10 protein-coding genes are annotated in these 12,810 nt (G+C 59.2%); 5 read left to right on the plus strand and 5 right to left on the minus strand.

Translation table 11 applies throughout. The features are described from left to right. Window positions 1–172: 172 nt before the first annotated feature. The 5 genes from LOH53_RS12040 to LOH53_RS12055 form a co-directional block, all read right to left on the minus strand. Window positions 173–1,429, minus strand: coding sequence for an RNA polymerase sigma factor (locus LOH53_RS12040; RefSeq protein ID WP_326832775.1), 1,257 nt, complete (start codon window positions 1,427–1,429; stop codon window positions 173–175). Window positions 1,430–1,704: 275 nt separating this feature from the next. Beyond that, window positions 1,705–1,935: a DUF4192 family protein gene (locus LOH53_RS17040; RefSeq protein WP_376991720.1), complete on the minus strand. Its 231-nt coding sequence runs from the start codon at window positions 1,933–1,935 to the stop codon at window positions 1,705–1,707. Then, window positions 1,865–2,962 (minus strand): DUF4192 family protein, encoded by a 1,098-nt coding sequence (locus LOH53_RS12045; RefSeq protein ID WP_230067992.1) that lies wholly within the window; start codon window positions 2,960–2,962, stop codon window positions 1,865–1,867. Before LOH53_RS12045 ends, LOH53_RS17040 begins: the two co-directional genes overlap by 71 nt. 213 nt (window positions 2,963–3,175) lie before the next feature. Further along, the gene (locus LOH53_RS12050) at window positions 3,176–4,549 is read right to left on the minus strand and encodes an MFS transporter (protein ID WP_230067993.1); all 1,374 of its coding nucleotides are present in this window, start codon (window positions 4,547–4,549) and stop codon (window positions 3,176–3,178) included. Between the two features lie 69 nt (window positions 4,550–4,618). Then, the gene (locus tag LOH53_RS12055) at window positions 4,619–5,584 is read right to left on the minus strand and encodes a proteasome assembly chaperone family protein (protein WP_230067994.1); all 966 of its coding nucleotides are present in this window, start codon (window positions 5,582–5,584) and stop codon (window positions 4,619–4,621) included. Between the two features lie 325 nt (window positions 5,585–5,909). Between LOH53_RS12055 and LOH53_RS12060 the strand changes: the two genes are divergently transcribed. The 5 genes from LOH53_RS12060 (at window position 5,910) to LOH53_RS12080 (ending at window position 12,762) form a co-directional block, all read left to right on the plus strand. Next, window positions 5,910–7,433, plus strand: coding sequence for a leucyl aminopeptidase (locus tag LOH53_RS12060; protein WP_230067995.1), 1,524 nt, complete (start codon window positions 5,910–5,912; stop codon window positions 7,431–7,433). A gap of 263 nt (window positions 7,434–7,696) precedes the next feature. Further along, on the plus strand, window positions 7,697–9,079 hold the full coding sequence (gene lpdA, locus LOH53_RS12065; RefSeq protein WP_230067996.1) for a dihydrolipoyl dehydrogenase: 1,383 nt from the start codon (window positions 7,697–7,699) through the stop codon (window positions 9,077–9,079). 129 nt (window positions 9,080–9,208) lie between these two features. Then, entirely contained in the window at window positions 9,209–11,737 is a 2,529-nt protein-coding gene (sucB, locus tag LOH53_RS12070; protein WP_230067997.1) for a 2-oxoglutarate dehydrogenase, E2 component, dihydrolipoamide succinyltransferase, read from the plus strand. A 111-nt stretch (window positions 11,738–11,848) separates the two neighbouring features. Next, window positions 11,849–12,199 carry a hypothetical protein gene (locus tag LOH53_RS12075; protein WP_230067998.1) on the plus strand — a complete coding sequence of 117 codons (351 nt, stop codon included), beginning with the start codon at window positions 11,849–11,851 and terminating at the stop codon, window positions 12,197–12,199. Window positions 12,200–12,333: 134 nt separating this feature from the next. Beyond that, on the plus strand, window positions 12,334–12,762 hold the full coding sequence (locus LOH53_RS12080) for an OsmC family peroxiredoxin (protein ID WP_230067999.1): 429 nt from the start codon (window positions 12,334–12,336) through the stop codon (window positions 12,760–12,762). Window positions 12,763–12,810: the final 48 nt, after the last annotated feature.

The following is a 12,810-nucleotide window of genomic DNA, read 5'->3' on the forward strand; positions in this document are numbered from 1 at the left end:
GGCACACTCGCTGGGAACTTATAGGACAAGCGCGAGAAGAAAAAACTCCCCGAAAGTATCGGATCTGAATTATTCAGTCCAACTTCCGGGGAGGATTTCAAGACCCTCGGCGCTTCTTAGCTTTGCCGCAGGACTCTCGCCGCAGGACTTAGCCGCGGCGGCAGATTTAGGCTTAGTCCAGGTAGTCGCGAAGAACTTGCGAGCGGGACGGGTGACGCAATTTGGACATTGTCTTGGACTCAATCTGGCGGATCCGCTCGCGGGTAACACCATAGACCTTGCCAATTTCATCCAAAGTCTTCGGCTGTCCATCCGTGAGGCCAAAACGCATGGCAACTACGCCCGCCTCCCGCTCCGAGAGGGTGTCCAGAACGGAATGCAGTTGTTCTTGCAATAACGTGAAGGAAACGGCATCCGCCGGTACAACAGCTTCGGAGTCTTCAATCAAGTCACCGAACTCTGAGTCGCCGTCTTCGCCCAACGGTGTGTGCAAGGAAATGGGCTCACGACCGTACTTCTGGACCTCAACAACTTTTTCCGGAGTCATGTCCAATTCTTTGGCCAACTCTTCGGGTGTGGGTTCCCGGCCAAGATCTTGGAGCATCTGGCGCTGGACGCGGGCCAACTTGTTAATGACTTCCACCATATGCACCGGGATACGGATGGTACGTGCCTGGTCTGCCATGGCACGAGTGATCGCCTGGCGAATCCACCACGTCGCATAGGTCGAGAACTTGAAGCCCTTGGTGTAATCAAATTTTTCTACAGCACGGATCAAACCAAGGTTGCCTTCCTGGATCAAGTCCAGGAACAACATGCCACGTCCCGTATATCGCTTGGCTAGCGAGACAACCAGACGGAGGTTGGCCTCCAACAGGTGGTTCTTTGCGCGCTTGCCGTCGTGGACAATCCGCTGCAAATCCCTGGTGAGCTGGGCATCCATGGCGCCGTCGTCGGCCGCAAGTTTTTCATGCGCAAACAAACCAGCCTCAATACGCAGTGCAAGGTCAACTTCCTGCTCCGCATTCAGCAGAGCCACCTTACCGATCTGCTTAAGGTAGTCCTTAACAGGATCCGCCGTAGCTCCTGCGGACATGACCTGCTGAACGGGGGCGTCGTCGTCGTCGGAATCCGAATAGACAAAGCCGGTACCTGTCGGCAACGGCTTCTGCGCCTTGTCGGACTCTTCGTGATCGTCATCTTCGGCAGTGGGCGCCTCTGCCGGCGCTTCGGCAGCAGCTTTAGCGCGGGACTTACGGGGAGCCGGAGCCTTCTTGGCCGCGCTGGGTGCACTTTCCCCGGCAGCGTCTGCTGCAGCTTTTTTGGCAGCTATCGTGGCGGCACGCTTCTGCGCCGGCGTCAATGGCGCGGCAGCAGCGTCAACAAGCTCGTTCGTTGTGGAGTCTTTGCTCTTGGCAGTAGCAGACACAGAAAACCTTTCTTACGGCGGTCTGTGGAGTTACCGTCGGGCAACACCACTATGACCCTGTCAAGTCCGTGAGGCTTTTACGCGTCACCGCAACTTGGAGGGTCAGACTGTACAACTCCCCGCAACGCCACAATGTTCCCATTGTCACCATCACGAATAATTTCAGAAAAACGCCTACACGCTGTGCCGCACAAAACACGGACCCAACCGGGTCTCAGCCTCCATTCTCTCACGAAAACAACTCCGGTTTTGTCCACAGCGAGCCCCACGCCAGTTCAGCTGGTACTTGCCCCCTGCCGGTATCCTGGCCAAGCTGTGGTTTGGTTTTTAGCCCAAGCAGCTATACATCCAGCATCCAGTAACTTCTCCAAAAGAAAGGCCAGGCGGTACCCGGGCTGGCACTCTTGCGACTGCTGAAAATAGACGCCAGCCCAGCTACCTCGGCCTCTGCACCACTGGATCCAGCCAAGCATGCACAGCACAGGGGCCCGCTTTGAACCAGTCATGGAGCGCGCCAAGAACAGCAGCACTTCCTCTGCCAGGTCTATCCGCCGCCAGTTCGGCGCTTCGATCAGCTCTTCTCCCTCGGAGCTGCCCCCCCAACAAAATTGCATTAAAGTACGCAATCGCCGCATTGTTTTCGATATCCGATGCATCGAAGATATCCACAATTTTTCCGTCGCCTTGGCCGCCGCTATCCCCCTCCCGTGGCACCCTCACCTGCGTGATGTTGGCGAGAACACATCCGGAGCCTGTGGCGCCAGCCAGGGCCTGCTGTGGTGTTGATGCTATGGACGCCAGCACAGTGTCCCGGACGGAGGACTCCTCGAGGCAGGCCATAAGAAATCCACTCACGGAAGAGCCGGGAGGTTCAGGCCAGCGTGCCAACACCCGTTCCCAGACAGCGAGAGTTGCAGAGAGTTGATTTTCGGCCATACCGTGACCCTGCAAATTCTTTGCGAACATGACAGCGGAATCGGCCACACGCTGGGAAAAATTCGCGTCCCTGACGGCTATTAATTCCGGTACTCGCTCCCGAGGATTTCCCGCTACCGAACTACCCCGATAGATGAGCTCAGCGTTCACGAAACTTGCAGTGATTTTCGTATTGGTTCTACCGGGCCACGGACAGCACTCCGGATTGTTGCAGTCGATGCTTCGCCAATGCTCCTTCCCGACGTACCACGCATCCCGAACGGGCATCCCGTGACTGGCGAGTGCCTGCGTCAGTGCATCGTAAAGTTTCTGATGGACGAAGTGTTCGGGATTGTTCCAATCACTCGATCCGAAAAAGGCTATCAACGCCCCGTCGGCTTGCCGATCAGCGGAGAGTTGTCCAGCCACGAGGGTGGAAAATCTCTCGGTATCCACGGCGCTGCCTGGCGGATAGTCAAGACGAATCGTTGCCCGCAGCGTTTTGCCGAGCATGCCAATGCAGACCACGCTGTTCTCCGGCCAATAGCCAATGATGTGAGGTATGAACGCCAAAAGGTCTTCACCGGAGCTGACTTTAATCTTGTCTATATTTTCCATAACTCAAGGCTGGTCCGAAGGCTGCCGGAGCAAAAGAGAGCCAACCATAAACAGGCAATTTTGTGGAAAACAGGGGCATAGTTCCCACTCCCCCGACGAACCTGCATGGGAATCTCGCAGGACGCCCGCGCACGCCCGGTGCACTAGGTGTACTAACAGTCCTCCGGTCCGGACGGAGTCGGCTGGTCTGAAAAAGGCGAGGCTAAGTGACTCTCACCCGACGTCATCTTTGCTGCGTCGTTGTTGACGCTCTTCGCGCAGTTCGGTCTTGTATTGTGTGCGTCTGCGTCGACTATCGGTGAAGACCACACGCCACGAGAGTACTGCCTCACCAGTCATTGCCATGCGCCGACGGACCTCCCTGCGGACACTGATAACCGCTCCAATGCCTATGGCAAAAACGACAAATTGGAACGATAATGCAATTCGGAATGAGTCTAGAGAATAAAGATCGCCACCGGAAAAGCCGCTGTTGTGCAGCAAGTCAAGTATCAATCCCACCACGTACATGGTGACCAAGGCAGCACAAAAGCCGCCGATGTTAACAATGCCGGTGGCCGTTCCAATGCGGTGGGAAGGGTTGAAAGTGCGGGCAAAGTCAAAGCCAATCATCGATGCAGGCCCGCCCAGTGCAAGCGCCAGAACTAGAACGACTAACAGCCACAGCGGCGATGGCCCAGAATGAAGGATCACGGCTAGCCATGCCGCCGTGATCACACTGGTGACAGCCAGAACCATGGTGGATCGGCGCATGGGATGCCGGCCTACCCAAGTACCCAGCCATGGCCCACACACCAACCCGACCACCACGAACAGGCTCAGCAGCAGGCTCGCTTCCGCCGGGGGGAGACCCTCTCCGGACACTAAGAAGGGGTAACCCCAGGTCAGAACGAAGACATTTCCGGAGAACTGAGTCGCGAAGTGACTCCACATCCCCAAGCGAGTCCCAGGTTGCTTCCACGCTTTCGCAAGGTCCCCGGCAGTTTCCCTGAAACTGGCTAGGACCGGAGGCTCCGCGTCGGACTCCGGTACATTTCGCAATAGGGCAACGGAAAGGATGCACGCAAGCAATCCCAGGGCTGCCAAAGATAGAAACGCCGGGCTCCAGCCCCACACGGTAAGTGCCACGGCGAAAGGAGCAATGGAAATCAGCTGCCCGAGCTGCCCTAGCTGGCCAGTTAGTTGAGTCAGCACTGGGACGCGGCGAGAGGGGAACCATGCCGGGATCAGTCGGATCACCGAAATGAACGTCATAGCGTCCCCGGCTCCGACCAGTACCCTGCCCACTACGCCGCCCGGAACGGAAGTGGCCGCTGCAAGTTGAATTTGACCAATAGTCATCAATGCCGCACCAGAGGCAATCATGAGCCGGGGGCCGAATCTATCAACCAAGACACCGACGGGGATTTGCAACACTGCGTAGACCAATAGCTGAATGACAGTGAAGGCGGATAGTGCCGCCGCAGTTGCGTTGAATCGTTCCGTGGCCTCAAGGCCGGCAATACCAAAAGAGGTTCGCTGAGTCACTGCAATGAGGTAGGCGAAAACGCCGGTTCCCCAAACTATCCACGCGCGTTTACTATCCACCGCCCAAGCTTATGCCTGGAGAGAGTAATGCTGGGGATAGCTGGGGCAGGATATTTCTCACACCCACGGCTAGGGTGTGGTCGTGCCGTTATCTCCCGGAGATCCGGCGTCGCGGCTTGCCAGGTAGGCCTCCACTGCAGCGCCGAGTTCGTCGGCATCGGGCAGTTCATCATTTTCATCAGCCAGCAAGGACCGACGCGCGCTCACGTCGGAATGCTCGTCGTACTGTTTTTCCAAGTTCGATACCACAGCGGCTACATCCGTGGATGCCTGGACTTGTTCGTTGATTTGACGTTCCACAGCCCGTCCGGCCTCACGCAGGCGCTCACTGGGCAGCATCAGGGATGCCGCGGCCCCCAAATATTCTAGACCGGCGACGGCGGCCGGCGGGTATTCGGCGTCGGCCAAGTAGTGCGGGACATGGATTGCATAGCCCACTACGTTGCGACCCTCGGCAGCCAGCCGGTATTCCAACACGTGTCCGATGGCGGCCGGGAGTTCTAACGTGGTCCGCCAGGCCGAAATACCCTCGATCAGCTCCGGACGGTTACCGTGTACCGTTGCCCCGATGGGGCGGGTATGCGGAACCGGCATAGGCACCGAATGCACCCAAGCCGTGAGATTCACATCCAAGCTGCGGACTAGTTCCAGCACAGCCAGCGTAAAGCGTTCCCACTGTAGATCAGGTTCGCTGCCGGTGAGGTACAAAAATGGTTTGCCCAGCGCATCAATCATGCGGTACAGCACCAGGGACGGCGGCACATAGTCGCTGAGGTGGTCTTCAGTAAATGTCATGCGGGGGCGGCGCGAGCGGTAGTCGATCAGCTGATCAATATCGAACACGGCCACTGTTTCGCCAGCTAAGTGATCGGTGAGCTCCCCATTGATCTGTGTGACCACGTGGCCAGCGTCCGCGAAGCCAGTAAAGGACATTAACAGGTTCAGCCCGCGCAAATCTTCAGAGGCTAGCAGCCCCTCATTGAGGGAATACAGGCTTCTTGGATCCTGAAAAGGTGAGCTTGTTGTCTCGGTCATAGTCTTCCTAACACTAACGCCTCTATGCATCACAACGCTGCGGGTGCCCGGTTACATTCCAGACACCTACCGTTTGTTTGCTGTGGTCATTCGTTGGCGGCCGTAGCGGTCCGTCGCCGCCGTATTTTCGTTTGAGACGCTCACCTACACGCGGGGCTTCACCACCGCAGTGCGCACGTCCACGTGACTCACTCTCTAAACGGTACCGCAGGTATCGGGGAGCCACCTCAGCGACTCATTGGAGGGCGGCCCCTGCCGGCCGAAAAGAGTTACGCTCTTTAGGAGCATGACCTCTACAACCATCCCAACGTGAGGAATTTCTAAAGTGAGTGCGAACCACCCCATCTCCTTCAGCGTGATCAGTGCGAATCTGAAAAAGACCACTGCTGATGCTCTAGTCATCGGAGTCGGCAAAGGCGCCGACGGGCCCGTCCTGCTGGACTCTCCATTGTCGGCCTCAGCCGTGAACTCATTGAAAGCTTCCTTGGAAGCTTTGGGCGTCAGCGGCGCCGCTGACCAGTTGGTACGCCTGCCTGGCCTGCCGGATTCGGACACCAAGGTCTTGGTACTGGCTGGCGTCGGCAAATTATCGGGCTCCGAGATCACCCAGGAGGCACTGCGCCGCGCCGCCGGTTCCGCCATCCGCCAGCTCGCCGGGCTCAAGCACGTGATCCTGGCACTGCCGACGACGGCGGTGGCCCAGGTTTCCGCGATCGCCGAAGGCGCAGCACTTGGCGCCTACCAGTATGCTTCCCTGCACTCAGATACCGCAGGGAAGAAGGCGCCAGTAGCCAAGGTCACCATTTTCACTTCGCTGGCTAAGGATCCCGTGTTAGCCGGCGTACTAGAACGCGCCGCTGTTCTGGCCCAAGCAGTGAACGCCACGCGTACGCTCGTCAACGAACCTCCGAGCCGGCTCTTCCCAGCCACGTTTGCTGATGCCGCCAAAGACTTGGCCAAGGGCCTTCCGGTCAAGGTGACCGTTATGGATGAAAAGCGGCTCGCCAAAGACGGTTACGGCGGCATCGTCGGGGTTGGCCAAGGCTCTTCACGCCCACCGCGTCTGGTCAAGCTCGAATATAAGTCGGAGAAGGCGGTGGCCGATCTAGCTTTGGTAGGTAAGGGCATCACCTTTGACTCCGGTGGTATCTCCATCAAGCCGGGCGCCGGAATGATCACCATGAAATGTGACATGGCCGGTGCTGCGGCTGTCCTGAACACGGTCCTGGCTGTGGCCAAGCTTGGCCTCGCAGTGAACGTCACGGGCTGGCTCTGCATAGCAGAAAATATGCCTTCTGGCACGGCAATCCGTCCTTCCGACGTGCTGACCATGTTTGGCGGCAAAACCGTTGAGGTTCTCAATACCGACGCCGAGGGCCGCTTGGTCATGGCCGATGGCCTCGTCGCGGCATCACAGGAGTTCCCGGATGTCATCATCGATGTGGCAACGCTTACGGGCGCCCAGGTAGTCGCCCTGGGCCACCGCACGGCCGGTGTCATGGGAGACGAGGGTGTCACTGCCGCTTTGAAGGCTGCAGCCGACCGCGCCGGCGAATTGATCTGGCCCATGCCGTTGCCGGAGGAATTGCGTCCGTCGCTGGACTCCCCCGTAGCCGATATGGCTAACATCGGAGAACGCATGGGAGGGATGATGGTGGCAGCGGTGTTCTTGCAGGAGTTTATTGGCAAGGATAAGTCCGGACAAACCATTCCGTGGGCTCACCTGGATATCGCTGGCCCCGCGTTCAACGAAAGTGCACCTTACGGCTATACGCCTAAGCAGGGCACTGGTATGGCTGTACGCACACTCGTCACCTACATTGAAGACGTGGTCGCACGTAGCCTCTAACGGTGACTAAAAGCATAGTGACTATGACCACAAAAGGGTGTTCTGTGACATCCTCGTAGTGGAGCATGGGACAACTGACAGCTAAGGTGAGTGCTGAAAGCTTTTTGACTAATTCGTGTATTCGTTAGATACGGGTGCATGTCTTGGGCGGCATTTATTTTGCACATGGCAGGGCTGCACGCTTCGGGGAGTAGCTCTGCCACAACAATTGATGAGATGGCGTGCGGAACCCGCGCGCCACCCGAACGCGAGGGAGCGTCTAAGTGGCCGAACAGGCAGCTGGGCAAGAATTCGACATCCTGATTCTCGGTGGTGGCAGTGGCGGTTACGCCACAGCATTGCGTGCCACCCAATTGGGCATGAGTGTTGGCTTGGTGGAAAAGAACAAGTTGGGCGGCACCTGCCTGCACAACGGCTGTATCCCCACCAAAGCACTTCTACATTCAGCAGAAGTTGCGGACCATGCACGCGAGGGCGCCAAGGTTGGCGTCAACGTTGAACTGAAGTCAATCGACATGACAGCCGTCAACGCGTATAAAGACGGCATCGTTGCTGGTAAGTACAAGGGTCTGCAGGGTCTCATCAAGGGCAAGGGCATCACCGTCATTGACGGCGAAGGCAAGCTCACCGCTGCGAACACCATCACGGTCAACGGAGTGAACTACACGGGCAAAAACATCGTGCTAGCCACGGGATCCTATTCCCGCAGCTTGCCTGGACTTGAAATCGGCGGCCGGGTCATCACTTCGGACCAAGCACTGACGATGGACTACGTGCCCAAGAGTGTGATCGTTCTTGGCGGCGGCGTAATCGGTGTTGAATTCGCTTCTGTTTGGAAGTCATTTGGCGTAGACGTCAGCATCATTGAAGGCATGGCCTCATTGGTACCCAACGAAGACCCCGCCATCATCAAGGTCTTGGAGCGCACGTTCCGCAAGCGCGGCATCAAGTTCAACACCGGCACTTTTTTCCAGGGTGTTGAACAGAGTGCCGACGGCGTCAAAGCCACCTTGGTAGACGGAAAGACTTTTGAGGCTGAGATCATGCTCGTGGCAGTGGGTCGCGGCCCTTCCACTGCAGGTCTGGGCTACGAGGAAGCTGGAGTCACCATCGATCGCGGCTTCGTGATCACCAACGAACGCCTCCACACTGGCGTCGGAAATATTTACGCTGTGGGCGACATCGTTCCGGGAGTCCAATTGGCTCATCGCGGTTTCCAGCAGGGCATTTTCGTCGCCGAGGAAATCGCTGGTTTGAAGCCCGTCGTGGTCGAGGACATCAACGTCCCCAAGGTCACCTACTGCGATCCTGAGATCGCCTCGGTTGGCTTGAATGAGCCTCAGGCTAAGGCCAAGTTTGGCGAAGACAACGTCGAAACCACTGAATATAATCTTGCCGGTAACGGTAAGAGCGCCATTCTGGGTACCGGCGGCATCATCAAGTTCGTTCGGGAAAAGGACGGCCCCGTAGTGGGCGTTCACATGATCGGCACCCGCGTGGGAGAGCAGATCGGTGAAGCACAGCTCATTGTGAACTGGGAAGCCTACCCCGAGGACGTTGCGAGCTTGATTCACGCGCACCCCACTCAGAACGAAGCCCTGGGCGAGGCTGCCATGGCACTAGCCGGGCGTCCGCTGCACGGATAGCAAAGCATTTCCTTAGTGCACCCGGCTCCTGCGCCGGGTGCACTAAACTCGAATACAAATAATCATTACTCATGAATTTCATGTCCAGTGCACGGATATGCACTAGACAAAAAGGAGAACGGGGACGAAATGTCTGAATCCGTGAACTTGCCCGCCTTGGGTGAAAGCGTCACCGAAGGAACCGTCACACGATGGCTCAAGCAGGTCGGCGAGCGTGTCGAAGTGGACGAGCCCCTGCTAGAGGTCTCCACCGACAAGGTCGACACCGAGATCCCTTCGCCGTTTGCTGGCATCTTAGAGCAGATCTTGGTTCCCGAAGACGAGACCGCCGAGGTCGGAGCAACGCTGGCCATCATTGGTTCCGGGGACAGCAATGAGTCCTCAACGGCCACGGCTGAATCAGCCCCCGCAGCCGAAGCTGCCGCTGAGCCTGCCCCCGTAGCCGAAGCTGCCGCTGAGCCTGCCCCGGCAGAGCCACAAGCATCGGCTGCACCCGCCACCGCTTCGACTGGCGACTCCTTTGAAGTGAAACTCCCTGCCTTAGGCGAGTCAGTCACTGAAGGAACTGTCACTCGCTGGCTCAAGGCTGTTGGCGATAGCGTAGAAGTGGACGAACCGCTGCTCGAGGTCTCCACCGACAAAGTGGACACAGAGATTCCCTCCCCCGTTGCCGGGACCCTCCTGGAAATTCGCGTCCCCGAAGACGAGACAGCGGAGGTCGGCGGTATTTTGGCGATCATTGGTTCCGAAGCCACTGCGGCTCCGGCAGCCCAGACACCAGAAGCTCCGGCACCCGCCGCCGCTCCCGCACCGGTCTCAGCACCTGCTCCGGCAGCTCCGGCACCCGCCGCCGCTCCCGCACCGGTCTCAGCACCTGCTCCGGCAGCTCCGGCACCCGCCGCCGCTCCCGCACCGGTCTCAGCACCTGCTCCGGCAGCTCCGGCACCCGCCGCCGCTCCCGCACCGGTCTCAGCACCTGCTCCGGCAGCTCCGGCACCCGCCGCCGCTCCCGCACCGGTCTCAGCACCTGCTCCGGCAGCTCCGGCACCCGCCGCCGCTCCCGCACCGGTCTCAGCACCTGCTCCGGCAGCTCCGGCACCCGCCGCCGCTCCCGCACCGGTCTCAGCACCTGCTCCGGCAGCTCCGGCACCCGCCGCCGCTCCCGCACCGGTCTCAGCACCTGCTCCGGCAGCTCCGGCACCCGCCGCCGCTCCCGCACCGGTCTCAGCACCTGCTCCGGCAGCTCCGGCACCCGCCGCCGCTCCCGCACCGGTCTCAGCACCTGCTCCGGCAGCTCCGGCACCCGCCGCCGCTCCCGCACCGGTCTCAGCACCTGCTCCGGCAGCTCCGGCACCCGCCGCCGCTCCCGCACCGGTCTCAGCACCTGCTCCGGCAGCTCCGGCACCCGCCGCCGCTCCCGCACCGGTCTCAGCACCTGCTCCGGCAGCTCCGGCACCCGCCGCCGCTCCCGCACCGGTCTCAGCACCTGCTCCGGCAGCTCCGGCACCCGCCGCCGCTCCCGCACCGGTCTCAGCACCTGCTCCGGCAGCTCCGGCACCCGCCGCCGCTCCCGCACCGGTCTCAGCACCTGCTCCGGCAGCTCCGGCACCCGCCGCCGCTCCCGCACCGGTCTCAGCACCTGCTCCGGCAGCTCCGGCACCCGCCGCCGCTCCCGCACCGGTCTCAGCACCTGCTCCGGCAGCTGCTCCGTCCGGATCAGAGTCAAACTACGTGACTCCCCTGGTGCGAAAGCTCGCTAACCAGCAGGGCGTGGACATCACGACTGTTTCCGGCACCGGTGTTGGCGGACGTGTTCGCAAGCAGGACGTACTAGCCGCAGCGGAGGCAGCAAAGGCTGCCGCCGTACCTGCTGCTTCTGCTACCTCTGCAGCGTCTGCGCCCAAGGCTTCCGCGGCCGCCGTCGTCCCGTCATCCCTGCGTGGCACCACTGTCAAGGCCCCACGAATTCGCCAGGTCATTGCCCGACGCATGCGAGAGTCCCTTGATGCCTCCACTCAGCTCACACAGGTCCACGAGGTCGATATGACTCGCATTGTGAAGCTGCGCAATCAGGCTAAGAATGCCTTCGCGGCAACCAACGGTGCCAAGCTGACTTTCCTGCCGTTCATTGCCAAGGCTGTCACCGAAGCTCTAAAGGTGCACCCCAAGGTCAATGGGGAGTACAACGAGGAAACCCAGGAGATCACCTACCACAATGCGGAGCACCTGGCGATCGCCGTTGACACGGACAAGGGTCTGCTCGTTCCCGTGATCGCTAACGCAGGGGATCTCAATCTGGCTGGTTTGGCTGGCAAGATCGCTGATGTTGCTGCACGGACCCGTAGTGGCAAGATTGGCCCTGACGAGCTCTCCGGAGGCACGTTCTCCATCACAAACATTGGTTCCGTCGGTGCACTGTTTGACACCCCGATCATCAACCAGCCAAATGTTGCCATTCTGGGTACCGGCGCTATCGTCAAGCGGGCAATGGTTGTGGCCGACGCTGATGGGGATGACACCATCGCCATCCGTCACATGATGTACCTGTGCCTGACATACGACCACCGTTTGGTGGACGGTGCAGACGCCGGCCGCTTCCTGCAGACCTTGAAGGCGCGCTTGGAAGAGGGAGCATTTGAGGCTGATTTAGGCCTGTAGTTTCCATCTGAACAATGTACGACGGCGGTGCTGTGGCTTGGGATTTCAAGTCTGCGCACCGCCGTTGTTCTTTTTTAGACACTGTGTCACCAAGTTGCGTAAACTAGCGTCATGACTTTAGTTATTAACATCCTCATTTTCCTTCACGTACTCGGTGCAGCCGCCATTGTTGGTGGCTGGTTTGCAACGTTCAAGAAGCCAACCGTCCTGCCTATCCAGCTGTGGGGCGCCATTGCCCAGCTCGCTACGGGTCTAGCTTTGATCGGTATATTCGGCTCTCAGCATGAGGATGTGAACTACATTAAGTTCGGCATCAAGCTCCTCATTGCAGTTGCCGTCCTCATACCCGCCATCATCGGCTACCGCAAGGCTAAGACCGGCAAGCCGGTCCCGACGGGCCTAGCCCACGCCGTCGGCGGTATGGCACTGATCAACATCGCCGTGGCAACTCTGTGGAACTGATAGTTTTTACCCCGGTACTAGTTCGTCACTATATGACCGATCATTGCCCACCGCAGCGCTCCACGGCATAAGCTGAAGATGTCTGTCAATCGAATTATTGGCAGCAAGCGTCTTATTCTTTAGAAGGAGTGAACATGGCTACTACACGTAACGCCCACGCTGGATGGATTGGCGATCTGCCCACAGGTGCTGGACAGGTGTCTCTTGACAGCTCAGGCGCAGGAAGCTTCGACGTCACCTGGAAGGCACGCGCCGAGGCCGCCGAAGGCAAGACCAGCCCCGAGGAACTCATCGCAGCAGCCCACGCATCCTGTTTCGCCATGGCATTCTCCAACGAGCTCAGCGAAGCCGGCCATGCTGCCGACTACGTCAACACCAGCGCAGCAGTCACCTTCGTTCCAGGCACCGGAATCACGACCAGCCACTTGACCCTAGCTACCAGGATTCCCGGAATAAGCCAGGAAGACTTTGAGCGGATCGCTAACGGGGCCAAGGCAGGGTGCCCGGTCTCCGCAGCTCTGGCCGGCATAGAGATCACCTTGGAGGCCACGCTGGACGCGTAGCCACCACTGCTGCTAGGTAGCACTCGAGAGAGTCTTCGCTCCCCCAGG

Source organism: Arthrobacter cryoconiti (genome assembly GCF_020905375.1).
Taxonomy (GTDB): Bacteria; Actinomycetota; Actinomycetes; order Actinomycetales; family Micrococcaceae; genus Specibacter; species Specibacter cryoconiti.